This is a genomic window from Flavobacterium algicola, from assembly GCF_022399565.1.
Lineage (GTDB): Bacteria > Bacteroidota > Bacteroidia > Flavobacteriales > Flavobacteriaceae > Flavobacterium > Flavobacterium algicola.
The window spans coordinates 1405442-1430664 of sequence record NZ_JAJTUT010000001.1; the positions used below are offsets into that span (position 1 = coordinate 1405442).

The following is a 25223-nucleotide window of genomic DNA, read 5'->3' on the forward strand; positions in this document are numbered from 1 at the left end:
TAGGAACGTAACTATAAATACTTAAATCAATAATAAAATATCTTTTCTCTATTTAGGGAGTGATTATTACACCTACTTCGATGGTAATAAAAAGGCTTAGTACCACCTTGAATGAGTGAAAAGAATGCTATAATACAGCTGATTTAAAATTCGATTCTTCTTTTTTCTTTACTACTCTGCATAGCAGCTTCAATAATTTGCATCACATGAATTCCGTCTTGAGCAGTAACCGGTTCTGCAGTATTGTTTGCGATCGCGTTATACATACCGTCAAAATAATCGTAATAATTGCCTTTGAGAGTCGGAATGTTTTTACGAACGACTTCTCCATCAATTTCCGTGTGTACTAATCCTTCAAAGCCATCTGCCTCTGTACCCCAATCGCTCAGATTTGGTTTGTGATTTAGTTTGAGCTGATCTTCTTGAACATCTCCGCGTTGCTTAAAGAAAGATCCTTGTTTACCTTGAAGTATAAAAGACGGAATCATTTCTCGATTGAAATAACCTGCTTTCAATCGTACTCTTAGATTTGGGTAAAATAAATTTATATCCAATGAATCGTCTACAACCGAATGTTCTCGTGTTATACGTATGTCAGCATTGACTGCTTGTGGAAAACCAAATAATGTCAAGGCTTGATCAATCAAATGTGATCCAAGGTCTTTAACAATTCCCGCTCCTGGATTGACAGTTTCCTTATGCGCTTTTGGACTCAAAGCAGGCGTATAGCGGTCAAAATGAAATTCGGCATCGATGAGGTCTCCCAAAAGTCCATCGTCGCGTACTTTTTTTACTGTTTTAAAGTCACTATCCCATCTTCGGTTTTGAAAAACGGCAAGCTTAAGCCCCTTCTCCTTTGCGATTGCTGCCAATTCTTGCGCCTCTGCAACTGTTGTTGTAAATGCCTTTTCTACAATAGCATGTTTGCCAGAGAGTAGTACTTTTTTTGCGTGCTCGTAATGATGTGCCGTTGGTGTATTGATCACCACGAGTGCCACTTCGCTTTCTAAAACTGATTCTAGAGTGGGAAAATTAATTGCTTCTGGATAATCGACTTGCATTAATTTTTTGGAACGTTCCCATGCTCCTATCAATTCAAAACCTGGATGTAAAGTAAGGAACGGTGCATGAAATACTTTTCCGGACATACCGTAAGAGAGTAATGCTGTTTTTATTTTTTGCATAAAATTCTATTTAAAAAGAATGATGATTATTTTAATTGCGCTCGTTCGTACTGTTTCGGCCATCTAATGTCAGCTTTCAATTCATTTGCGAATTGTAAAGGGAAATAAGGATTTCTTAATGATTCTCTTGCAAACATTACTAAATCTGCTTGCTGCTTTGTTAAGATTTCTTCTGCCTGCGTTGCATCTGTAATTAAACCAACTGCACTTACAGTTATTCCTGCTTCTTCCTTAATTTGTTGAGCAAATGGAACTTGGTAATTCGGCGCTACTGGGATTTTTTGATGGTGTACTAAACCTCCCGTAGAAATATCTATTAGATCGACTCCTTTTTCTTTCAATATTTTACTCAATTGAACAGACTCTTCGATAGTCCAACCGCCATCTGCCCAGTCGGTTGCAGAGATTCGTACAAATAGAGGCAAATCGGATGGCCACTCTGACTGCACTGCCGCAAGCGTTTCTAAAGCAAATCTGATTCTGTTTTCAAAGCTTCCACCGTATTGATCTGTTCTTTTATTCGAAAGCGGGGATAAGAATTGGTGAATTAAATATCCATGAGCGGCATGTATCTCTAGTACTTCAAATCCTGCTTGTACTGCTCTCTTCGTAGCGGATCTGAAAGCTTCGACAATATTCTGAATCTGATTATTATCTAAAGCAATTGGTTCTTCTTCGTTTTCTCCAAAAGCTATGGCTGATGGTGCTACGGTTTTCCAGCCGCCTTGCGATTCATTCAGCTGTTGATGTCCTGACCAAGGTGCTGCATGACTTGCTTTGCGACCAGCATGTGCAAGTTGTATCCCAGGTACACAATCTTGTGAGCTGATAAATTGATTAATTTCTTTTAGTTTTTCAATTTGTTCATCATTCCATAAACCCAAATCTTCTGGTGAGATGCGTCCTTCGGGTAATACCGATGTAGCTTCTTGAATAATTAACCCAGCTCCCCCGCTGGCACGGCTCCCTAAATGAACCAAATGCCAATTGTTAGCCAAGCCGTTCTCTGCCGAATATTGGCACATAGGAGAGATTACAATTCTATTTTTAAATTCTATTTTTTTGATCTTTAAAGGAGAAAATAATAATGACATATTTTTGGCAGTATATTTGATTTTAAATAGGAGTTTGTTCTGTAAACAGATAAGGAAGGTAAATTTAATCTATCTCTTCTATATTGAAGATAAAATCGGACTAATTAACAAACATTTAAAACCTTATACCGTATTATTGCAAAAGAAATAAAATAGAAAAGCTTACTTTTGTGAGTTGAAAAAAAGAATTAAAAATTAAAAATGGAAATATTCATCAAGCTTTCTCAATTTTTATTGAGCTTATCATTACTTATTATACTTCACGAATTAGGACATTTTATTCCTGCTAAATTATTTAAAACAAGAGTCGAAAAATTTTACTTATTTTTTGATGTTAAATATTCACTTTTAAAGAAAAAAATTGGAGAAACAGAATACGGAATCGGCTGGTTACCATTAGGTGGTTATGTTAAGATTTCTGGAATGATTGATGAGAGTATGGACAAAGAGCAAATGGCTTTGCCTCCACAACCTTGGGAATTTCGTTCTAAGCCAGCTTGGCAACGTTTGATCATCATGCTTGGTGGTGTAACTGTAAACTTTATTTTGGCATTCATTATTTACATCGGAATGGCTTTTACGTATGGAAATACATATATCGCTATGGAAGATTTAAAGGATGGTTTATTGATAGAGAATCCTGTCTTACAAAGTGCAGGTTTTAAAACCGGAGACAATATACTAGCAGTCGATGGCGAAAAGATTTCGAAATTTGATAATGAAATCAACATTAAGATCGTAATGGCCAAAAACGTTTTAATCGAAAGAGACGGAGCGGAGCAAACGATTGTGATGCCTAAGGATTTTATAGATCAATTATCTAAAGTTGAGAAAAGTTCATTAGTATCTATTCGTATGCCATTTGTTATTGGAGCTGTTAGTGCAGAATCTAGCAACACAGCTTTGCAACCAAAGGACATGATATTGTCTCTTAATGGTCAAAAAGTGAAATATTTTGACGAGGCAAAAACTATTTTGGAAGCAAATAAAAACAAAACGGTTTCTGCTGTTGTTTTGCGTGATCAAAAAGAAGTGCCAGTTTCCCTGCAAATTGATGGAGAAGGAATATTAGGAGTTCAACTAGGAGGTTTAGGGCTAGATTCATTAGAGAAATTAGGATATTATAAAGTTCGCAAACAAGAGTATGGTTTCTTTGAAGCGTTTCCTGTAGGTATTCAAAAAGGGAAAGAGCAACTAGTAGGTTACGGGAAACAATTAAAGATGATTTTCAATCCAGATACAGGAGCTTACAAGCAAGTAGGTGGTTTTAAAGCTATTTTTGATATTTTCCCTAGTACTTGGAGTTGGGAAGTTTTTTGGGCACTTACAGCTTTGTTATCAATAATGCTTGGGGTGATGAACTTATTACCGATTCCGGCATTAGATGGTGGACATGTAATGTTTTTATTATACGAAATAATTAGTGGTAAAAAACCATCAGATAAATTTCTTGAAAACGCCCAAATGGTTGGTTTTGTTTTACTTATAACCTTGCTTTTATTTGCTAACGGAAATGATGTTTACAAGGCTATAATTGGGAAGTAAAAAATATTGAAATTTTTTTATTTTTTGTTTGCAGATATCAAATTTAGCCTTATATTTGCAACCGCTTAGACAAACAAATACACGTTCTTACTAAGCAGATAAATATACCTGTACGCAATACAATATACAGTTTCCTTCTTAGCTCAGTTGGTTAGAGCATCTGACTGTTAATCAGAGGGTCCTTGGTTCGAGCCCAAGAGAGGGAGCTACTAAAAAAATCCAGTTGTAAAACTGGATTTTTTGTTTTTTAATTTTACAGAGACGTATATCTCTTTTGTTGTTCAGTATACAGTTTCCTTCTTAGCTCAGTTGGTTAGAGCATCTGACTGTTAATCAGAGGGTCCTTGGTTCGAGCCCAAGAGAGGGAGCTATTATAAAAAAGCCTGACAGTGATGTCGGGCTTTTTTTGTTTTAGGCTATTGCTGTGTGATTCTCATTTAGCAAATGACTTTTAAATATAAAGCAGAATGTTTGATCTACTCGTTTTGGGACTGTAGCGTCTTTCCTTTCGATTAAAAGCAAAAAAAAATCCTTCCGCTAAGAAGGATTTTTTATCTTAAATAGAATAGACTTAGTCTCTGCTAGAAAGTTTTGATAGCAGTCTTAAGAATTCGATATACAACCATACTAGCGTTATCATCAATCCCATTGCTCCAAACCATTCCATATACTTAGGCATTTTTTCTTGAGCTCCTTTTTCAATTCTGTCAAAATCTAAAAAAATATTCAAAGCAGCGATTATAATTACAAATACACTAATACCGATGCTCATAAGTGAACTTCCGTAGTGTACAGGTTGGTAACTAGTAAACATAGACACTAACCAAGATATAAGATAGTAAGTAGCTATGGCGAAGGTTGCTGCCACTACAACAGATTTGAATTGCTCTGTAACCTTAACTATTTTGAATTTATAAAGTCCCAGACAAACTAAGAAAGTAGCAAATGTTGCTCCGACTGCTTCTATTACTATACCAGGATACTGTGCTTCAAATATTGCCGAAATACCTCCGATAAACAATCCTTCGAATAACGCATAACCAGGTGCTAGATAACCGGAATATTGTGGTTTGAACGCTGAAATTACAACTAATATAAGTCCGACAACTGCCCCACCGATAGCTGGAAGAATAGGATTCATACCATTAAAAGCCATCCACCAAATTACCATAGCCGAAGCCGTAAGTAATAAAAATAGTAAAGCTGTTTTATTTATTGTACCTGCAATTGTCATCTCTTGGTCGTTACCAATTACAGTTGCATTGTGTACTTGTTCTGCCTTTGACGTAGCCGAGAACCTTTTATTGCTTAAAAACGGATTACTTGATTTAAATTGCATATTTAAAATAGATTAATTCCATCAAAGATAATTGAAATAATAATAATTTGAAATATCAGTTATCAATTTTAGTTAAAGTTTATGTTTTTCATAATTTATTGAGTTTGAATTATTATTTAACATAACCAATCGTCAGAATATGCAATTTATGTAAGTTTTTTTGCTTAAAATCTTAATTGGTTAACCAATTTTTGATGCTTTTTGCAATTGATTCTAAATTATTTAATACGTTTGTTGTATCTAATTAATCATGCTTAAAATATAAAAAAGTGAAACCGAAAAAATTACTCATTCTGCAACTTTTCATAATGTTGCTTACATTGTCTATTAATGCTCAGGAAGTAAATACAAGGGAAACTTTGTATGCAGCTATATCTAGTGCTGTTCCAGGAACTACAATCGTTATTGCCGACGGAACTTATACAGATACTTTTATCAATTTGAAAGTTACGGGTACCGCTGCAAATCCAGTTATTATTAAAGCAAAAAATCCAGGTCAAGTCTTTTTTGAAGGAAATTCAAGAGTGGCTATGGGTGGAGCATACATCAAACTTGAAGGGATTATTTTTAGAAACGCTAGTAATCTAACGCTCTCAAGTACTACAGTGATTGAACCAGTCATTAAATTTAGATTCGACAGTAACAATACGTGTACTAACTGTACGGTGACCAATGTGAAGATTGATTCCTATAATGGCACAACAGCGCAATCTACAACTCCTACCTTAATTTATAAATGGGTTTTATTGTATGGTCAATATAACGAGATAAGTTACTGTTCCTTTACGGGTAAAAATGGTGCAGGTAGCACTATCAATGACAATAGAGATGTAGCAACTCCAAATTATACAAAAATTCATCACAATTACTTTGGTGATCGCACCTTTGTTGGTACTTATGTTGATCAGTACAATGATCAAGATGCAATACGTATCGGAAATAGTAACACATCATTGAGTGATTCATTCACAGAAGTTTACGAGAATTTATTTAGTAATTGGTTTGGTGAGATTGAAATTATTTCGAATAAAAGTGGTAATAATAAATATTACAACAACACTTTTAGTAATTACAGTGGTACTTTGACGTTAAGACATGGAAACAAATGTGAAGTGTTTGGTAATTATTTTTTGGCCAACAATCAATTATTTTCTGGTGGGATTAGAGTATTAGGTGAAGACCATAAAATTTATAATAATTATATAGAAAATGTAAATTCTGCAAAATCTAGCGCTGCTGGAGGTGGAACTTCTTCTAACTTGGGTGCGCTTAATTTGATTGGTGGTATCGCTACCTCTGTTAATGGAGCTAACTTAAGCGGATATTATCAGGTGAAAAATATTACTATTCTCAACAATACATTTGTTAATAATGATTTTGGTATCAGACTAGGAGGAGGATCATATACTTTACCAGCGCTAAATATGGTAGCTGCTAATAATATTTTCTTAATGCCTAGTTCAAGCAAAAAGGCTGTTGACGAAATTAGAGCGGCGGATGCCTCATCGCCGTACACGTTTACAGGAAATATTAAGCAATCTGGCGTTTGGACCTTAAATGGTAATGCGGCAAACAATCAAGAAGTTAGTTCGGGGCTTCTGGCAACTTCTTCTGATAATGTTTATAGGTTAACAGCTGGAAGTGCGGCAATCGATGCAGGAATAGGTACATACAGCTATCTGACTAAAGATATATTTGATGGAAACCGACCTGCGCTTTATGATGCAGGAGCTGAAGAATTTGGTGCGGATGGATCAAGATTACCATATACAGTTGCTGATGTGGGTGTGAAGGTAGGTTTCTTCGGAAGTGCAAATCTTAGTGTGGTTAGTAACAGATCGAATTCTCAGAACCTAGTACTTTATCCAAATCCAATTACAGGAGAATATTTAAATGTATATTTTGGAGAAAAAATCTTAGGGAAAATTCAAATTATCAATATGCTAGGTAAAGTGGTAATAGAAAAACTTATTGATGAGTCGAATGGAAAAATTGATGTTACTAGTTTACAGAAAGGTGTTTACACTGTAAAGGTACAAGGTGCTTCAAAGTTATTCATTAAATAGCGATAAATTTTCAATTGAGCAATAGGTGCTGAGTATCCGTAATGACCAGAATTTATTAATCATCAAGAATAAAATTAAACCTGCAAGATGATAATCTTGCAGGTTTTTTCATTTTTAAAATTTTTACATTTAAGTTTCGCCTATTTTGAGAATTGTGAAAAAGTTCGTCTTTAAGTTTAGCTGTCTACGAATTATCCTAACTACTATAATCTACCACATCAGAGCGTATCAGAAATAGGTTAGTAAGATGATTAAAGCTCTATTTACTTTATACCATCAATATTTCCGTCTATGTTGTCTCTAATGGTAATAATATCTATAAGAAGCAAAATTAGAAAGTAGCGCTAATAATGTTTAATTTTCTCAGATCGTTTTTTACTGCTAGAAAATAGAATTTAAGACATCATAATTATTTAATTGCTTTCGTTTAAGCATATATAGTTTTCTATTAATTACCTAGTTAGTGAGCGTAGGTATGTTGTTGCCTGCAAATAGAGTTTAATAAAACGGGAATAATTATTTTTTGAGCAAAAAAAAAACGCTCCGTTAGGAGCGTTTTATACAGATGTATGAAGATAACTATCGTTGTAAATTTTTTGCTTCAATACTCATTGTAGCATGAGGAACAATTTTCAATCTTTCCTTACCAATTAATTTTCCGGTTACTTTACAAACTCCGTAAGTTTTGTTTTCTACACGGAATAATGCATTTTTCAAGTCGCGAATAAATTTCTCTTGACGAATAGCCAATTGTGAATTTGCTTCTTTTGACATTGTTTCACTACCTTCTTCAAACGCTTTAAACGTTGGAGATGTGTCATCTGTACCGTTGTTTAAATCATTCATATAAGCACTTTTGATCAAATTTAGATCTGCTTGTGCTTTTTCTATTTTATTTAAAATAATCTCTTTAAACTCCGCTAAATCAGCGTCGGAGTATTTTGTAGCTTCATCTGTCATAACCCTATTATTTAGTAATTGTTATTAATGTTTTAATATCATCAAATTCAATTTCAGTGCCATTCTCAACTTTCTCTACAAAAATTAATTCTTCGGTCAATGTCTCTGATTTGATATAATTTAAATTTTCTTTTACCGCAGCTTCCAATGTGCTGTTGTTTTGCAAATGAACTTTGATTTTATCAGTAACTTCAAAACCAGAATCTTTTCTTAGATTTTGTATTCTGTTTACTAACTCTCTCGAAACCCCTTCACTTCTTAATTCTGGTGAAATTACAATGTCTAAAGCCACCGTGATTCCATTAGAATTTGCAACCAACCAACCTTCGATATCTTGGGACGTAATCTCAACATCTTCTAAGGTTAAAGTTATGTTATTTCCTGCTATCTCTGTTACAAAGCTTCCACTTCGTTCTAATTCATTAATTTCGTCATTCGATAAACCTTGTATCTTCTTAGAAACCAGTCCCATATCTTTTCCGAAACGTGGTCCTAAAGCTTTGAAATTAGGTTTTATTTGTTTTACTAAAATTCCAGATGCATCGTCCAAAAGTTGGATTTCTTTAACATTTACCTCTGCTTTTATTAGGTCAGAAATAGCCTCGATTTCTTTCTTTTGATTGTCGTCAAGTACCGGAATCATTACCTTTTGTAATGGTTGACGTACTTTGATCATCTCTTTCTTTCTAAGCGATAAAACTAGTGATGAGATGGTCTGCGCTTTCTGCATTCTACTCTCCAACGATTTATCAACAAAGTTTTCAACGTATACTGGAAATTTCGCCAAATGTACGCTATCAAAATTTTCTGTTTGTGTAGCCAAGGTTAAGTCTCGGTAAAGCTTGTCCATAAAAAATGGTGCAATAGGAGCGCTTAATTTACTTATTGTTAACAAACAAGTATATAAGGTCTGGTATGCTGCGATTTTATCTTGGGCATATTCCCCTTTCCAAAAACGACGGCGACACAAACGTACGTACCAATTACTCAAATTTTCTTGTACAAAATCAGAGATAGCACGTGCTGCTTTAGTAGGTTCGTAATCTGCATAAAAACCATCTACATCTTTTATTAAAGTATTCAATTCAGAGATAATCCATTGATCAATCTCTGGTCTTTCATTCATTGGTATATCGGCTTCATCATATTTGAATCCATCGATATTGGCATATAAACTGAAGAAAGAATACGTATTATAAAGTGTACCAAAAAATTTACGACGAACTTCGGCAATTCCTTCTAGGTCAAATTTTAAGTTGTCCCAAGGGTTTGCATTAGAGATCATGTACCAGCGTGTAGCATCTGGACCATATTCTGATAAAGTTTTAAAAGGATCTGCGGCATTCCCTAGACGTTTAGACATTTTTTGTCCGTTTTTGTCTAACACTAAGCCGTTTGAAACCACATTTTTGTAGGCTACTTTATCAAAAACTAAAGTACCAATAGCGTGTAAAGTATAAAACCATCCACGTGTTTGATCCACTCCCTCAGCAATAAAGTTGGCTGGAAAATCTTTATTCTGATCAATTTTTTCTTTGTTTTCAAAAGGGTAGTGCCATTGTGCATACGGCATCGAACCTGAATCAAACCAAACGTCAATTAAATCAGCTTCACGCGTCATTGGTTTTCCTGATGGAGAAAGTAAGGTGATTTCGTCTACTACATTTTTATGCAAGTCGATTAAGTCATAGTTACTTTCGTCCATGTTCCCAATTTCGAATCCTTTAAAAGGATTTTCTTTTTGGAATCCGGCTGCAATAGATTTTTCTATTTCGTTGTATAGTTCTTCAACTGAACCAATCAAAATCTCTTCCTGCTTGTCCTCTGTTCTCCAAATAGGCAACGGAATTCCCCAATATCTTGAACGCGATAAGTTCCAGTCGTTGGCGTTTTTTAACCAGTTTCCAAAACGACCTTCTCCGGTTGCTTTTGGCTTCCAGTTGATGGTTTCGTTCAATTCAAACATTCTATCTCTAACTTCTGTGATTTTTATAAACCAAGAATCTAGCGGATAGTACAAAATAGGTTTGTCTGTTCTCCAACAATGAGGATAACTATGGACATATTTCTCTACTTTGAATGCTTTGTTTTCTTCTTTTAACTGAATAGCAATTTCCACGTCCAAAGAACGTTCTGGAGCTTGACCGTCATCATAATATTCATTCTTAACGTACTTACCAGAATAACTACCCAATCCATCGATGAATTTACCTTGTAAATTTACCAACGGCACCGGAGTTCCATCAGCATCCAACACTAACATCGGTGGGATTTCTGGAATAGCTTCTTTGGCTACCTTTGCATCATCTGCACCAAATGTAGGTGACGTATGCACAATTCCTGTACCATCTTCAGTGGTTACAAAATCACCTGAAATTACTCTAAAAGCGTTCTCAGGATTTTGATACGGCAATACCAATGGCATTAATTGCTCGTATTTGATTCCGACTAAATCAGCACCTTTATCTTCAGCAATAATTTGGAAAGGTATTTTTTTATCCCCGCCTTTGTAGTTTTCAAAGTCAGCTGTGTCTTCGCTAGCAAAAAAACCTTTTCCGAATTGTTTTCCAACTAAGTTTTTAGCTAAAACTACATTTGTAGGCAAGAAAGTATATTGATTGAAGGTTTTTACAACCACATAATCAATTTTTGGACCAACAGTCAAAGCTGTGTTTGAAGGCAATGTCCATGGTGTTGTAGTCCATGCCAAGATTAAGATTTCTCCTAATCCTTGCCAAGCAGCTGGTAAAGTGGCATCGATTGCTTTGAACTGTGCCACCACAGTCGTATCCGTAACATCACGGTAACTACCAGGTTGGTTCACCTCGTGAGATGACAATCCTGTTCCTGCTTTTGGAGAATACGGTTGAATTGTGTATCCTTTGTACATCAAATCTTTGTTATAGATTTGTTTCAAAATCCACCAAACCGTTTCCATATATTTAGGTTTATAAGTTACATATGGATCTTCCATATCTACCCAATAACCCATTTTTTCGGTCAAATCATTCCATACATCTGTATAACGCATCACGGTTTTTTTACACGCTTCGTTATATTCTTCGATAGAAATCTTGGCACCAATATCTTCTTTTGTGATTCCGAGTTCTTTCTCTGTACCTAGTTCAACTGGCAAACCGTGAGTGTCCCAACCCGCTTTACGCTTTACTTGGTATCCTTTTTGAGTTTTGTATCTGCAAAAAATATCTTTGATCGCACGTGCCATTACATGGTGAATACCTGGCAAACCATTTGCAGAAGGTGGCCCTTCAAAAAATACGAATGGCTCTGCACCTTCTCTAGTAGTAATACTTTTTTCAAATATGTTTTTTTCTTTCCAGAAATCAAGTACTTCAGAGGCTACCGTAGGTAAGTCAAGTCCTTTGTATTCAGTAAATTTTGTGCTCATTTTATCCTTTTCTTAAATCGAAGTGCGAAAGTAAGGAATTTTGAGTAATTGTCGAAAATCCCAAGCCGAAAGTTTACGTATTAATAATTTAAGTTAAATAGTAGTTTCGGAAATAAATACATTTTCATAACCTCATATTCGTACCAGAAACAATTTATTCTTATCATTATTAATTATAAAACAATTTCTTACTTTTGACAAAATTTAAAAATAACTATATGAAATTAAAATTACTTTTTTTGGCATTACTTACAGCAAGTTTTGCCCAAGGTCAAAATCTTATTCAAAACGGAGGTTTTGAGCAGTTTACTGTACTTACACCAAGTTCGTGGATTGTTAATAATGGGCAAACACTACCGGAGACTTCGAATCATAGCGAGGGTAACCAAAGTCTAAGTGCTTATTTAGTTAGTCCAGATCCATCTACATTACCTTATTTTGCATTGTCACAAGATTTTACCCTAACTGATACCGAAAATTATACATTAAAGTATGATTACTATATTCCAGGTAATTCGGGGAATAATTATATTGAAAGAGTAACACATGAAGTAACAATTAACAATGCTGAAAACGCTTTCTTCTTTCCATCTTTTCCAACGAGTTCGGCAGAATATGGTGTTTGGAGAACAGTAACATATGAATTTAAAGTAGCACTATTTAAGACTCCTGCTACTTCAGCGTCTATAAAATTAACTTTAAGATCCAATGCTCAATTTGACACTGGCAATGTATACTTCGATAATGTTAGCATCGTTAAGTCAGCTACTTTGGGAACTCAAACCTTTGATAAAAAAAGCAATCCAGTCGTGGCGGTTACTCAAAGCGAACTAAGGTTACATAGCGACTTTGCTACCTCATCATATGTAGTATACGCGATGAACGGTCAAGCTGTTAAGAGAGGAAACAACTCGTCTGACAGTATCGATATTTCTGGGTTAGCAAAAGGTGTATATCTTTTGAAATTGAATAATTTAGAATCGTCTGTGAAATTTGTAAAATAATTACAGTTAAGATCTAATTGAAACACGTCCAAAGGAATGTCTATTCTTTTGGACGTGTCTTATTTTAAATCATGGATGATTTTTATTCGCAATTAATCAAATGGCTAATGGTTACTCTAAGAAAATACTTCTTTTAAAACCTCTAATGATTTGGGATTTTTAAAACCGTCCAAATGTAATCGATAGTAATCCATTAGAATTTTCAAAATTATCTGTCGTTCTAGAACATGAAAAACTTTTTGATCATTATCGAACTTTAAATAAATCAATTTCTTTAACAAATCTGATTGGTGTTCTGTGAGAGAATCCACTCCTACAAATGGTGTAAATTGACCTTCTCTCATTTCGAAAAATGACTGATCAATATCAGATATGTCTGGATAAAAGCCCAAATATTTTGTAGCTTGTAATAATAAAATGAGATGAAAATTAGAAATTTCGTCATGATGGTCAAGCCACAATAATGCCGATTCTAAAAAGTCGAATAGGAGCTCATTTTTTTCTTCTTCGTGTATAGAATGATACAGAACTTCGGACAAAAAGAGTACCATAGTGCTTTTGTAAATATCGGTATGAATAGTCTGGAAAGGAGTACTTATTTTAATTTCTTTAAAATGCTCTAATGTTCCTTTGTTTTTATGAACAGCCTCAATTTCTAAAATTGACAGTGGTTGAAAATAAGCAATCTTTTGATTGGACTTTCGACCTGAAAATGCAGAACGAACAAAATATGATTTTAAGCCACTCGACTGGGTAAAGCATTTTACTATCAAGCTTTTTTCTTGGTATTTAATAGAAGAAATGACTATTGCTTTTGTTTTTACTTGCACAATTTACTAATTTGAGCTAGATCAAACAGACTAGCATTTTGTTTTAAATTCACCTAACAATCATGACTTTTTTAACCTTTGTTTCAATACCGTCATCTGCGGAGATAAAGATTATATAAACACCAGTAGCGACTTTATATTTACCAAAAGCAGTTGTATCCCATTCAATAGTTCCACCTTCAGAAGTGGTTTCGTACACCAAATTGCCTTCGATATCAGTAATTTTTATATTAGCATTGTCTATTAGCCCTGCAATTTTAACGGTGCCTTCATAGCCTGGGCGTACAGGATTTGGATATACATATGCATTACTTAAATCGGAATTAGCCTTGGTTGCAACACCTTTAAAAGAGATCATTCCCTTTGATGTTGCCATAAATACTTCACCAGTTTTACCATTGATTGCAACATCGTTAATTATATTAGAAGGAAGAGGGGAGTTTGTTGTTGTAAAATGGTGTAGTGTTGTTTGTCCATCAGGAGAAACCAAAAATATTCCCGAATCTGCTGTGCCAATCCATTTGTTATTAGCTCCATCGACTACTATATCTGTAATAAACTGCTCATACATTAATTCTTGAGCAACACCTTCCTCCAAAATAATAATAGGTTTTGTAGTAAGTTGTGCGTCTGTAAAAAAGGTGTTAATATTTGATACAATTCGTAACCCGCTAATAGTCCCAATCCATAACTGGTTATTATTGTCGGGAACTGCCACTCGTGCATTCTTAATTGGTAAGTTTCCTGCATCGTCACCTACAGATATTTTTTTAAATACGGAACCTTTTTCGTTAAAACCTATGATGCCGTCAGTAGATGTTGCCATCCATTTGGTTCCTAATTTATCAATGGCAATTCGTCCGAAAGAGCATTTTTGATAGTCATCTAAAATGGACTCGGTTGAAAAACTTTGCCAACTACCATTAGTATTTAAAACTTTAATTCCATTTTTTACTAAACTGTTATTTACCCATAGATTACCAGATTTATCAAAAGTGCCCCCTTCAATTCTCACATCATTTGCATAATTAGCGATGAATGAAATGTCTTGAAGATCACTGTTTTTATTGGTGTATACTAGCGTTGGAATATCGTCAGTAATTTTAAGTAAACCACTAAAATATGACATTACAAAAACTTCTTTTTCATTGCTTGGATTTATTACCACTCTAGCTGTTGATTTAATATCTTTAATTTCTTCATAAGGTATATTTAGCCAACCAGTTTGATCAAACTTACTTATACCATAACTTTTTATTGGGTAGGGATTGTAGTCACTGCTATATCCTCCGTACACTGCCCATAGGGAAGTTGAACTTGCATCTATGGCAAAGATATTGTTTAAAGAAGGGCCGCTAGGTGTATTGCTTTCGATTATGCCACCGCTGCTAATTGAGGTTGCAAACATTCCTTTATTAGTGGTTCCAAAATAAATTCTGTCACCTACAACAGTGGCGCAACTAAAAGAAGCTCCAGTGGGAACTGCATCACTATTTATTTGTCTAATTAAAATAAGTGATTGGTTGTAGACAAATACAGAACTTGCTGTTGTAAGTAACAAATAGCCATCTGCCACTCTCATATCACTGGCAAGTTGATTCAGATTTATACCCGAAACAACAAATGTATTTGAATTGTATTTATGAACACTTCCAGCAGTATTTACAGCAACCAAATCATTGCTTAATAATTCTATTCCCGTCCAAGATCCGGTTATCAACGTTTTCCATTGATTAAAATCAATCAGATTTTTATTGGTTGCATCAGCTCTTCTTATGCCCACGGAAGTAGCAGCGTATAGAAAACCGTCGAAGACAGCTGTTTGTGTAACACTTATTTCGGCACCATTGTCGCCAATAAAGTAAGTATCTCCAAACAACATGCTGTTCAAATTAAATTGAACAATACCAAAGTCACAAGAAATATAGATAATTCCTTGATACTCCATAAAGTGATTTATTTTTTTGACAGTCGATGGTAATTGTTTGTTTAGAATATCAACAACTTTTAAGATTGTTCCATCGGCATCATTAATTACTGTAATCAATCCATTTTGATATCCTAAAACTGTTTTGTTTAAAAACGTACTGTGATAAATTGCACTTATCGTCTCTCCAGATAATCCATCTATAGTGTTAGTAGTTTTAATTTCGTTCGAAATTAAATTTTTAGAAAACAAAGCGTTTTCTGAGGCTGCAAAAACAGTATTAGAACCAGTTGATAGATCTTTAATTTCGTTATAAGAAAAATATCCTTGCCATGATAAATTGCTTTGCGACCAGCACATTTGACCAATTATCAATATTAGAAAAGTTAAAACTATTTTTTTCATTATTTTGTGCTTGTGAGTACACAAATATACTACAAAGATAAGTATGCGATAATTTTAAGCATATTATAAAAAAAAAACTCCCTACAATTATGCAGTACGCAAAACAATAGGGAGTTTAAAATTAGCTTACTATCTATACTATTCCTTGCGCCAACATAGCATCGGCAACTTTTACAAATCCAGCAATGTTAGCACCTTTTACATAATCAACATAACCAGAACCATCCGAACCGTATTCTACGCATGAAGCATGGATAGATGACATAATACCTTGTAGTTTTTCGTCAACTTCCTCAGCAGACCAATTTAAACGTAATGAATTTTGAGACATTTCTAATCCAGAAGTAGCTACTCCACCTGCGTTTGATGCTTTACCCGGAGCAAACAAAATCTTCGCTTTTTGAAATACTTCTAGTGCCTCTAGTGTAGTAGGCATATTTGCACCTTCTGCTACACACATGCATCCATTCGAAAGCAATAATTTTGCTTCTTCTTCATTAATTTCATTCTGCGTTGCACATGGCATAGCGATATCACATTTTACATCCCACGGGCGACTGTCTGCTACATATTTAGCGTTAGTGTATTTATCAGTGTATTCACTAATTCTACCTCTTTGCTCATTTTTTATATACATTATATGGCTTAATTTCTCAGTAGTTATTCCATCAGCATCATATATGTACCCTCCAGAATCAGACATTGTCACAACTTTTGCGCCCAGTTGAGTTGCTTTTTCTACCGCATATTGAGCCACATTTCCTGATCCAGAAACTGCGATTATTTTACCTTTTATGGTATCACTTTTGGCAGAAAGCATACTTTGAGTAAAATAAACTGCTCCATAACCTGTAGCCTCTGGACGTATTAGTGATCCTCCATATGATATACCTTTACCCGTGAGAATTCCGGTAAATTCATTTTGAAGTCTTTTATATTGGCCAAACAAAAAGCCAATTTCACGCCCACCTACACCGATATCTCCCGCAGGTACGTCAGTGTTTGAACCGATATGTTTTGATAATTCTGTCATGAAGCTTTGGCAGAAACGCATAACTTCATTATCAGATTTCCCTTTTGGATCAAAATCAGCACCTCCTTTTCCTCCACCCATAGGAAGAGTTGTTAGACTATTTTTAAACGTTTGTTCGAATGCTAAAAATTTTAAAATACTTAGATTTACAGAGGGATGAAAACGAAGCCCACCTTTGTAGGGACCAATCGCCGAGTTCATTTGTACACGAAATCCGCGATTCACTTGCGTTTGCCCTTTATCGTCCATCCACGCTACTCTGAAAATGATAATTCTATCTGATTCGACCATTCGTTCCAAAAGCATTTTATTTTGGTACTTTTTATTCTCTTCAATAAAAGGCATAACAGTTTCGACTACTTCAGCAACAGCTTGTAAGAACTCAGGCTCGTTAGGATTTTTTCTAGTAACTTCTGCTATAAAATTGGTAATGTTATTTGACATAGATATATAATTTAAGCACAATTAAGAAAACGATTTCGTGCTAAAACAAATATACATTTTTATAAAAAAACCGTAATAAAATTAAAGCTTAAAATTTCATCATTTTTCGCAGTAAAAAGCATAAAAGGAAAGAGATTTTAGCAGTTATCTGATATTCTTTACGTTATTTTTAAAATTATAGAACTCAGTACTTACAATTTTATATCTTTGTCTCTACCCGAAAGACCTACTTATTATGTTTAAACATCTCTTTATCCCATTCCTAGCTGTTTTTGGGTTTTCGAATACAGCAGAAGCTCAATTAGGGTTTTCGCATGAAATCGGAGTTATCGCAGGTCCTGTCGCATTTCAGTCAGACTATGGTCAACGTTATGATTTGAAAACCAATTTGGAAAATTCTGGAATTGGGATAGGAATCGTTCATTATATGAATTTTGCTTATACAGCAGACTGTAACTGTTATTCACCTGATACTTATTTTAATGACCACTTCAAACTTAGAAGTGAATTGTCATATAATAAAACAAATTTGGAACATGAAGGGGAGTGGGTTGCTCCAGAAAGAACAACACTTGATGCAGATCAATTGAGAGCAATGAAGGGGAGTACAGAATTGACAAACCTAGGAATGCAATTAGAATATTTTCCTTTCAGTATTCGTGATTTTACGGCAAGAAATGGTAGTCTAGGGCCATTTGTAAGTTTGGGTGCGCAGTTTAGTTATTATAATGCAGAAGCACACTCATCACTCGGTCCATTAGGATCATCTATTACTACTTTTCCAAAATACTTAACACCATCAGATGGTCGTCCTTATGGATTTTCAACCGAAAGTAATTCTGTTTGGTCTGTTGTATCAAGCGTTGGTGTACGTTACAAACTAAGCCCCTTGCGAGATTTAATGCTCGATATGCGTTTTCAGTATTTCTTCTCCAACTGGGTAGATGGTTTAAATCCTAATCCAGATATATATAAAGAGAATAGAGCCAATGACTGGCTAGTATGGTTCAATGTAGGTTATATTTATTACTTGCAATAGTAGATCTATATAAAAATAAAATCCCAATTCTATAGTAATTAGAATTGGGATTTCTTACTCTCTCAAACATCTTACTAAAGAGAAAGCATATTTTTATATTTTAAAATTGAATCTATTGCTAATTTACAAATTGTAATTTGAAGCTCAAAACGCTGAATGTTAACATTTTGTAAAAAGAAACACATCAGAGGTTTTTTTCTAAGATTTTAAAATCTGCTCTAGAACCCAACTAGTATGAAGTGCTGTTTTACCAGTTGAAGGATGTGTAACGTTACCTAATAAGTGTTCTCTCATGTTTTGTACATGGTAGAACTGTACACTATCTGGGTGGTTGATAAATTGTTCTCTTTTGCCATTAGCGTTAGTCAAAGCAATTGGATTTTCTTCAAATATCGAAAATTCAATTTTACCCTCACTTCCTATAATCTGTACAACATCTTCGCGTGTAGCACAACCAAAATTCCAACTTCCGCTTCCAGTTATACCCGATTCGTGAATCCAAGAGGCCACGATGGCATCTTTTGCAGTGTAAAGATCTTGCTGATTGATTGTAAAACCAGAAACCTTTGCAATATCTCCTAATAAATATTCGAATAAATCAATTCCGTGGCTTGCTAAGTCATCAAAATATCCTCCCTTTGCTACCCTAATATCTGTTCTCCAATTGTAATCTCCGGATAAATCTTGTTCAGAAGCTGTTTTGCTCAAATGCCAGCTTACATGTCTAATTTTTCCAATTTCATTATCGTCTATCCATTTTTTAATTTGTGTAAAGCGAGGTAAGCTACGACGGTAGTACGCTACAAATAGCGGAATATCTTTCTTGGTAAAAGCATTGTATAACATCAAGCTTTCTTCATAAGAGGTAGCCATAGGTTTCTCGATACAACAAGGTTTTCCTGCTGCTGCTACTTTTAGACCATAAAGGGCATGAGAGTCTGGTGGTGTGGCAATATATATAGCGTCGATCTCTGGATCATTAATTAGTTCATCAGCGTCTGTATAATGTTTCTCTATACCATGCCTTTGTGCGTAATCGGCACATTTTTGTGCGTCACGTCGCATAACTCCAGCCAATTCAAAACCAGATACATTTTGATAGGCAGGACCACTTTTTACTTCGGTAACATTACCGCAACCAATGATTCCCCAGCGAATATTTTTATTTTTTTCGAAAGTTTTACTCATTTTATGTTTATTTTTAAACTAGTTCTTCTTCATTGATTAAGCTTTTTTCCGTTACTTCTTCTGTTATATAAGGAAGTGTAAAGCTAAATTCACTCCCGCTATTAAGATTAGAGATGACGGTAATCTGGCCCCCTAATTTCTCAACAAAGTCTTTGCATAATACCAAACCTAGACCTGTTCCTTCCTCACTATTTGTTCCTAGTTTTGATTTTTTATAATTAACCACAAATAGGTTAGCTTTTTCATTCTCGGGTATTCCGGTACCATTGTCTTTTACCGTAATTTTAACAATATTGTTTTTAAGTTCACTGTAAATTGAAATTTTACCTTTTTCGGGCGTAAATTTAATAGCATTTGAAATCAAATTTCGAATAATTGTATCAAATTTATTTTTATCGGTAAAAAGCTCTAAGTCCTTATCTACTTTATTTTCGATCGCAATTTCTTTTTGTAAAGCTTGAATTTCTAATAATTTTAATTCATCTTTAATCAATTTCGAAATCACCAACTTTTTATTATTCATTGGTTTTTCTTGATTTACAGCCCAAAAAAGTACATCGTTTAATATCATTGATGCCTTGTTTGCCGAGTCTTTAATGATTTTAAGATACTCTTTTCTCTCATAGCGATCATAATCATCATCATCATGAATCATTAAGTCTGTAAAACCTTCAATTGAGCTTAAAGGATTTTTAAGATCATGTGCTATAATTTTAAAGAGTTTATTCTTAGTGGTATTCAAATCATTTAGATAATCGTTTTGAACTTGGATCTTATCTTTCATGGTGCCTATCTCTTCTGTCTTTATCAGCAGCAAGTTATTAATTCGCTTTTTGGCACTTTGTTGAAATTTTAGCACAATAATAAATAATGCTAATAGTAGCAAGATAAAAATTAAAAAATACGTCCAATTCATTTTAGACTGTAATTTCAATAAATTATTTTCGTTTAGAACCTCTAATTCGTCAATTTGCAATTGTGATTTTTCTACCTCAAGAATACTCTGAAACAGTTGTATTTTCTTCTTATCAGATTCTTTAAAAGTTCTTTCTTTGATGCTGATAAACTCATTCTTGAATTGTAAGGCAGCGGTTTTATTGCCTTTTTGTTCATAGGCATTTGAAATCAATAACAAACTTTCTGTTTCAATTTCTAAATCAGAACATTGTTTAGCAAGTTCAACACTACTATTACCGTACATTATAACCTCATCATACAAACCTTGGTAAAATTTAGATTCGGCTATATTGTGAAATACTAGAGCGCTAAAATATGGTGTTTCCAATTCTTCAGCAACTGTCAAAGCTTTTGTGAAATAATTTAAGGCGATATCATACTTTTTTAGCTTGTTGTAGCAGTCACCAATATTATTGTAGCAAATGGCTAAGTTAAATGCATTATCTACGTTCTTTAAGGCTGTGATAGCTTTAAAATAAAAAGCAATAGCTTGCTTGTAATTCCCTTGATTGTTTGTTGTATTAGCTATGTTTATATAACTTAATGCTAGCCCATTGTAATCTCTATTCTTCATAAAGATGGGGAAGGTTTTCTTAATATATTTTAGAGCAACAATATGATTTTTATTGCTGTAAATGGCTCCGATACCATTGTAACAATAAGCTACTTTTGTTTGGTTACCATCCTCTTGGTAGAGGCGCAAAGCTCTAATAAAATATTTGAAAGCTATATCATCAGATCCGGCGCTTAGATAACTCTCTGCCAATAAATAATTTGTAGTACTAAGATTTTTGATATCTTGATTTTTTTCAAATATAGGAAGCGCTTTGTTTAAGTTCTTTATCGATTCAAAATTATCATAATTATTGTAATTGTACATTGCCTTATTGTAGTACACTTTGGCAATTTGTTCTTCTGATTTAATGCTATTCGCAATACTTAAAGCTTCATTAAATAGATTCTCCGAAGCTAGTTGCTCTTTACTCGAATAGCTCAAAGCTTTATTGATATGACTGTGTATGAGTAACGTATCGCTAGCAAAAGTTGCAGTCACTATTTTTTGACCTAAAGCAGCTTGAAGGAAGCAAAAACAGATAAGGTTTAAAATAATACTTTTCATACTTGTTACTATACATTTAATTGGCAGCGATTAATTTTAATGCCAATGTGCGAATATAAGCCTTAATATTAAATAGTTAAAAAAAATTAACAATAAAAAAGTGTATTATTTAATAATTTGATTTTATTGTTATTACTATTAACAATATTAAGAATCTCATTATTTAAAGCACTTATTAAGGGCTGTAATTTACAAATACATTAACAACATGCAATCTGTTGACAAACCCAAAATATCTTGTATCTTAGATAGCTTTGTGTCATTAAAGCAAGTCGACTTACATTTGCTGATTTATATTGAAAATAGAATAACTTACAGTCTAGTCCTTTGAATAATAGAAGACTCTGTTGTGGCGTGATGTATAAACATTTAAATTTATGAACTGTTTATAAAAAACAAAGGGAAATTTCCGAACCACCAGAATTTCCCTTTGTAACCAAAAAAAAAATATTTAAAAAAAACCAATTAAATCCTACTTCTAGTACATCATCTTTTGTTTCAGGTTTTCTTCGATTTTAATCTCTCCTGAATTTTTGATGGTGTTGTTTTTTGGGGCTTGCCCTTTTTCTCCCCATAGTACAGCAATAACTGCAACTGGGTTGTTTGTAAATTTGTTATTACTTAAAATTACATTTACAATTCCTCTAGTTTTAACCAAAATACCGCTTGCTTCCTCTTTACCAGAATTGGTCACAGTATTGTTTTGGAATACTAGGTTACCTCCTATAGTAGATTCGTCATAACCACCACGATAGTAGTCAAGAACGCTAGACTGTATTGCATCAAATTTAGAGTTCTTTACATATACAAATTCGGCGTTGTATTCTCCCAAATCATCATTTTCATCTGCTAAGCGGATTCCTCTGTTGCAATTTTTGAAAACTGAATTATCAATAGAAATTGTATCTGCAAATGCGTCTTTATATGCATTAAGTACGGTATCAAAATCACTTACCTCTATGTTATTTGCCCAAAGGTTGTAAGCACTTTTCATGTCTTTTTCTAACGTAGCAAATGCATATTGATCTTTATTACCTTTTAAAATTAAATTCTCTACAGTTAAATTCCCTTTTGGTTCCATCAAAAAAGCAGGGCTTTTGGATGCTCCAGTATATATCAAGGTAGCTTTGTTTTTTTTGTCTTTAGCTTTGATTGTTATTGCTTTATTTATGACCAAAGATTCATTGACTTTGTACACTCCTTTTTTTAATTCGATAATGGTTCCTGGTGCAGCAGTTTTTATCTCAGAAATTAGTCCGCTAGTAGTACTTACTTTAACCGTTTTTGGAGCTGCATTCTTTTTTTCTGTAGAAAACCAATTTGTCCCGTAATCTTTACTAGCAATAATTCCCTTATTTTTATCTACAGGCAATAGTATTGCACCTATACTATTTGATGTAGATCTATCATTACCGAAAAGATCTTTTTTAATATTTTCGAAATCAAAACCAGGATAAATATCCGTTTTGTTTGCAGTTGGTACATACAACCAATCTGAAATTTTCGTCATCGAAATTTTTTCAGTACGGATACCATTATCTTTTACATCACTGTTATTAGGACTGTTGATGATATTGTTTTTAAATAATACACCATCAACTTTATCATATGCTTTTACTGGAAAATCATTTTGCACTTGATTGTATATAATGTTATTAGCTACAACGATTCTTTCTGGTCTAGCAGAACGAATTTCCTGTGCTGGTAAAACATCGCTTTTGCTCATGTTTGCACCAACGCTAAATTGCCATGGAGTAATACAATCTACAAATGTATTGTAAGCAACTACAGCATCTGTAACTTGGTTGTAACGATTAAGGGGTGATTTAGGCACACCATTCATAACGGCCAAAGCACTACGGAATTCTTCTCCTTTTATTTTGTAGAAATAGTTGTTTGTAATCCAGTGTCCGGTATTAACGACACGTACACCACCCATAAAATCAGAATTCTCATCCCCAATAAAAATATTTCCGTCAATTGTACAGTAATTACCGTGACGCAGTACTAATGAACCTTCCGATTTGTAGAAAATATTGTTGCGGTACTCATTGTAATTCGATTTGTTCGAAATGATTTCAACCTCACCGTCGCATCTTTCGAAAAAATTATGAGATACTACAGTAAATGAAGGAGTCATCGAAGTTCCACTGTCTCCAATTTGTATTGTTTCACCATGTGGTCCACCTTTTCTAGGTCTTGGTCCAAAGTGATTGTTTGAAATTTGGTGGTGGTTATTTATATGTTCATTTCCTTTTAATACTACCATAATAGTAGGACCTTGATTGGATTTACCAGTAATATAATTGTGATCTAGTTGATTATTTCTTCCCCAAAATTCGATCCAGTGGTCGTCCTTGACGCGATTTAATTGCGTAAAATCTTCTATTACACATTGGGTTACTTTGCAGTTATTAGCGATGCTTTTTTTGTCAATATGAAAATCAATTACTGTATTTGACGGAGTGTAACCATTTCTAAAGTATAGCCCACTAACTTCAAGGTAAGTTCCGCCTAGTTTTAAATCAGATAAACCTTCTATAAAAACTTGTCCTGCTGTTTCTGCTCTTAAAACGATAGGTTCATTTTGAGTTCCCTTTCCTGTAAATAAAATTTGAATATCGCTCCAAACTCCATTTGCCATCACAATCTCATCTCCTGCTTTTGCTTCTTTGATAGCTGCATTTAATTCTTGTTTGTTAGAAACCTTAGTGCTTTTGCCTGCATCAGCTGGACGAAACGAAAACAATAAAAAAATTACTCCTAAGAAAATTACCTTCTTCATGCTTTATTGACTTTTTTTAATTAATAGAAAAATAAGATGTGTTTTAAAATATCGTTTTAATAATACTTTCAAATTACTTATCTTTACCTAACTAGAATTGGTTTACCAGTTTGGGTTTCCAAATATAGACATAATTTATTGATTCCAACAGTATTTCCTTTAAATAAAATATAAAAAATGACAAAATTATCTGCTACCACTAGAGAAAAATTAAAAACTATAAGTACCCCCACGTTGGCAACATGTTTATTTAAAAAGGGATTTAAGAATCAGTTTATTCAAGATGTAAAACCAGTGCAGTTGGGAAAACCTACGATGGTAGGAGAGGCTTTTACTTTGCGTTATATTCCTGCCAGAGAAGATCGCAATCCATTAGCAATTTTCAGAAATGCTGATCATCCTCAAAGAGTAGCTGTAGAAACCTGCCCAGAAGGGAGTGTACTTGTAATCGATAGTCGTAAAGATGCCCGTGCAGCTTCTGCCGGTGATATTTTAGTATCGCGATTGATGGTACGTGGTGCAGCAGGTATCGTGACCGATGGTGGTTATAGAGATTCTGCTTCAATTGCAAAATTACCATTTCCATCCTATCACAATCGTCCTTCGGCACCAACAAATCTAACACTGCATGAAGCACTTGATATTAATATTCCTATTGCTTGTGGTGATGTTGCTGTTTTTCCTGGTGATGTTCTTGTAGGCGATGATGATGGTGTTATGGTTATACCAGCTCATATTGTCGATGAGGTTGCTGACGAATGTATCGAAATGACTTTGTTTGAGGATTTCGTTTTGGAGAAAGTGGCCGAAGGTAGAACTATTATAGGTTTATATCCACCTACTCAAGATAAAACACTAGTTGATTTTGAAGAGTGGAAGAAAGGAAAATAAATG

The 25223-nt window shown here is 34.1% G+C and carries 16 protein-coding genes and 2 tRNA genes; 7 read left to right on the forward strand and 11 right to left on the reverse strand.

Going from position 1 to position 25223, the window contains the following annotated elements; translation table 11 throughout:
- Positions 1 to 143: 143 nt before the first annotated feature.
- Complete coding sequence (locus tag LXH21_RS05995) at positions 144 to 1184, reverse strand: Gfo/Idh/MocA family oxidoreductase (protein ID WP_239863352.1); 1041 nt, start codon at positions 1182 to 1184, stop codon at positions 144 to 146.
- A gap of 26 nt (positions 1185 to 1210) precedes the next feature.
- Positions 1211 to 2278: an NADPH dehydrogenase NamA gene (gene namA / locus LXH21_RS06000; RefSeq protein ID WP_239863353.1), complete on the reverse strand. Its 1068-nt coding sequence runs from the start codon at positions 2276 to 2278 to the stop codon at positions 1211 to 1213.
- Between the two features lie 201 nt (positions 2279 to 2479).
- Between namA and rseP the strand changes: the two genes are divergently transcribed.
- The 3 genes from rseP (at position 2480) to LXH21_RS06015 (ending at position 4191) form a co-directional block, all read left to right on the forward strand.
- Positions 2480 to 3823, forward strand: coding sequence for an RIP metalloprotease RseP (rseP, locus tag LXH21_RS06005; protein WP_239863354.1), 1344 nt, complete (start codon positions 2480 to 2482; stop codon positions 3821 to 3823).
- 132 nt (positions 3824 to 3955) lie between these two features.
- Positions 3956 to 4029, forward strand: a tRNA-Asn gene (locus LXH21_RS06010).
- An 88-nt stretch (positions 4030 to 4117) separates the two neighbouring features.
- Positions 4118 to 4191, forward strand: a tRNA-Asn gene (locus tag LXH21_RS06015).
- 203 nt (positions 4192 to 4394) lie between these two features.
- On the opposite strand, the gene LXH21_RS06020 is transcribed toward LXH21_RS06015, so the two are convergent.
- Positions 4395 to 5162, reverse strand: coding sequence for a Bax inhibitor-1/YccA family protein (locus LXH21_RS06020; protein WP_239863355.1), 768 nt, complete (start codon positions 5160 to 5162; stop codon positions 4395 to 4397).
- Between the two features lie 269 nt (positions 5163 to 5431).
- On the opposite strand from LXH21_RS06020, the gene LXH21_RS06025 reads away from it, so the two are divergent.
- Positions 5432 to 7228 (forward strand): chondroitinase-B domain-containing protein, encoded by a 1797-nt coding sequence (locus LXH21_RS06025; RefSeq protein WP_239863356.1) that lies wholly within the window; start codon positions 5432 to 5434, stop codon positions 7226 to 7228.
- Between the two features lie 579 nt (positions 7229 to 7807).
- Here the strand turns inward: LXH21_RS06025 and LXH21_RS06030 are convergent.
- Both LXH21_RS06030 and ileS read right to left on the reverse strand, forming a co-directional pair.
- The gene (locus tag LXH21_RS06030; RefSeq protein ID WP_239863357.1) at positions 7808 to 8188 is read right to left on the reverse strand and encodes a TraR/DksA family transcriptional regulator; all 381 of its coding nucleotides are present in this window, start codon (positions 8186 to 8188) and stop codon (positions 7808 to 7810) included.
- A gap of 7 nt (positions 8189 to 8195) precedes the next feature.
- Positions 8196 to 11597 carry an isoleucine--tRNA ligase gene (gene ileS, locus LXH21_RS06035; RefSeq protein ID WP_239863358.1) on the reverse strand — a complete coding sequence of 1134 codons (3402 nt, stop codon included), beginning with the start codon at positions 11595 to 11597 and terminating at the stop codon, positions 8196 to 8198.
- A 218-nt stretch (positions 11598 to 11815) separates the two neighbouring features.
- Here ileS and LXH21_RS06040 point away from each other — a divergent pair, with 218 nt between their 5' ends.
- The gene (locus LXH21_RS06040) at positions 11816 to 12601 is read left to right on the forward strand and encodes a T9SS type A sorting domain-containing protein (RefSeq protein WP_239863359.1); all 786 of its coding nucleotides are present in this window, start codon (positions 11816 to 11818) and stop codon (positions 12599 to 12601) included.
- Positions 12602 to 12717: 116 nt separating this feature from the next.
- Here the strand turns inward: LXH21_RS06040 and recO are convergent, their stop codons facing one another.
- From recO to gdhA, 3 genes are all read right to left on the reverse strand, one after another.
- Positions 12718 to 13431: a DNA repair protein RecO gene (gene recO / locus LXH21_RS06045; RefSeq protein ID WP_239863360.1), complete on the reverse strand. Its 714-nt coding sequence runs from the start codon at positions 13429 to 13431 to the stop codon at positions 12718 to 12720.
- Positions 13432 to 13480: 49 nt separating this feature from the next.
- On the reverse strand, positions 13481 to 15763 hold the full coding sequence (gene porZ / locus LXH21_RS06050; protein WP_239863361.1) for a type IX secretion system anionic LPS delivery protein PorZ: 2283 nt from the start codon (positions 15761 to 15763) through the stop codon (positions 13481 to 13483).
- Between the two features lie 133 nt (positions 15764 to 15896).
- The gene (gene gdhA / locus LXH21_RS06055; protein ID WP_239863362.1) at positions 15897 to 17240 is read right to left on the reverse strand and encodes an NADP-specific glutamate dehydrogenase; all 1344 of its coding nucleotides are present in this window, start codon (positions 17238 to 17240) and stop codon (positions 15897 to 15899) included.
- 235 nt (positions 17241 to 17475) lie between these two features.
- On the opposite strand from gdhA, the gene LXH21_RS06060 reads away from it, so the two are divergent.
- The gene (locus tag LXH21_RS06060; RefSeq protein WP_239863363.1) at positions 17476 to 18279 is read left to right on the forward strand and encodes a THC0290_0291 family protein; all 804 of its coding nucleotides are present in this window, start codon (positions 17476 to 17478) and stop codon (positions 18277 to 18279) included.
- A 198-nt stretch (positions 18280 to 18477) separates the two neighbouring features.
- Here the strand turns inward: LXH21_RS06060 and LXH21_RS06065 are convergent, their stop codons facing one another.
- From LXH21_RS06065 to LXH21_RS06075, 3 genes are all read right to left on the reverse strand, one after another.
- Entirely contained in the window at positions 18478 to 19467 is a 990-nt protein-coding gene (locus LXH21_RS06065; protein WP_239863364.1) for a Gfo/Idh/MocA family protein, read from the reverse strand.
- Positions 19468 to 19480: 13 nt separating this feature from the next.
- Entirely contained in the window at positions 19481 to 21544 is a 2064-nt protein-coding gene (locus LXH21_RS06070; protein WP_239863365.1) for a tetratricopeptide repeat-containing sensor histidine kinase, read from the reverse strand.
- Positions 21545 to 22022: 478 nt separating this feature from the next.
- Positions 22023 to 24329, reverse strand: a complete 2307-nt coding sequence (locus LXH21_RS06075; protein ID WP_239863366.1) for a chondroitinase-B domain-containing protein — start codon at positions 24327 to 24329, stop codon at positions 22023 to 22025.
- Positions 24330 to 24506: 177 nt separating this feature from the next.
- Between LXH21_RS06075 and LXH21_RS06080 the strand changes: the two genes are divergently transcribed.
- The gene (locus tag LXH21_RS06080) at positions 24507 to 25220 is read left to right on the forward strand and encodes a ribonuclease activity regulator RraA (RefSeq protein WP_239863367.1); all 714 of its coding nucleotides are present in this window, start codon (positions 24507 to 24509) and stop codon (positions 25218 to 25220) included.
- Positions 25221 to 25223 lie beyond the last annotated feature (3 nt).

Excerpts from the sequence above, each read along its gene's own strand:
- rseP (WP_239863354.1), top strand. The coding sequence starts at position 2,480 with ATGGAAATATTCATCAAGCTTTCTCAATTTTTATTGAGCTTATCATTA.
- LXH21_RS06020 (WP_239863355.1), bottom strand. The coding sequence starts at position 5,162 with ATGCAATTTAAATCAAGTAATCCGTTTTTAAGCAATAAAAGGTTCTCG.
- LXH21_RS06060 (WP_239863363.1), top strand. The coding sequence starts at position 17,476 with ATGTTTAAACATCTCTTTATCCCATTCCTAGCTGTTTTTGGGTTTTCG.
- gdhA (WP_239863362.1), bottom strand. The coding sequence starts at position 17,240 with ATGTCAAATAACATTACCAATTTTATAGCAGAAGTTACTAGAAAAAAT.
- namA (WP_239863353.1), bottom strand. The coding sequence starts at position 2,278 with ATGTCATTATTATTTTCTCCTTTAAAGATCAAAAAAATAGAATTTAAA.
- ileS (WP_239863358.1), bottom strand. The coding sequence starts at position 11,597 with ATGAGCACAAAATTTACTGAATACAAAGGACTTGACTTACCTACGGTA.
- LXH21_RS06065 (WP_239863364.1), bottom strand. The coding sequence starts at position 19,467 with ATGAGTAAAACTTTCGAAAAAAATAAAAATATTCGCTGGGGAATCATT.
- LXH21_RS06070 (WP_239863365.1), bottom strand. The coding sequence starts at position 21,544 with ATGAAAAGTATTATTTTAAACCTTATCTGTTTTTGCTTCCTTCAAGCT.
- LXH21_RS06040 (WP_239863359.1), top strand. The coding sequence starts at position 11,816 with ATGAAATTAAAATTACTTTTTTTGGCATTACTTACAGCAAGTTTTGCC.
- LXH21_RS06075 (WP_239863366.1), bottom strand. The coding sequence starts at position 24,329 with ATGAAGAAGGTAATTTTCTTAGGAGTAATTTTTTTATTGTTTTCGTTT.
- LXH21_RS06030 (WP_239863357.1), bottom strand. The coding sequence starts at position 8,188 with ATGACAGATGAAGCTACAAAATACTCCGACGCTGATTTAGCGGAGTTT.
- LXH21_RS05995 (WP_239863352.1), bottom strand. The coding sequence starts at position 1,184 with ATGCAAAAAATAAAAACAGCATTACTCTCTTACGGTATGTCCGGAAAA.
- LXH21_RS06080 (WP_239863367.1), top strand. The coding sequence starts at position 24,507 with ATGACAAAATTATCTGCTACCACTAGAGAAAAATTAAAAACTATAAGT.
- porZ (WP_239863361.1), bottom strand. The coding sequence starts at position 15,763 with ATGAAAAAAATAGTTTTAACTTTTCTAATATTGATAATTGGTCAAATG.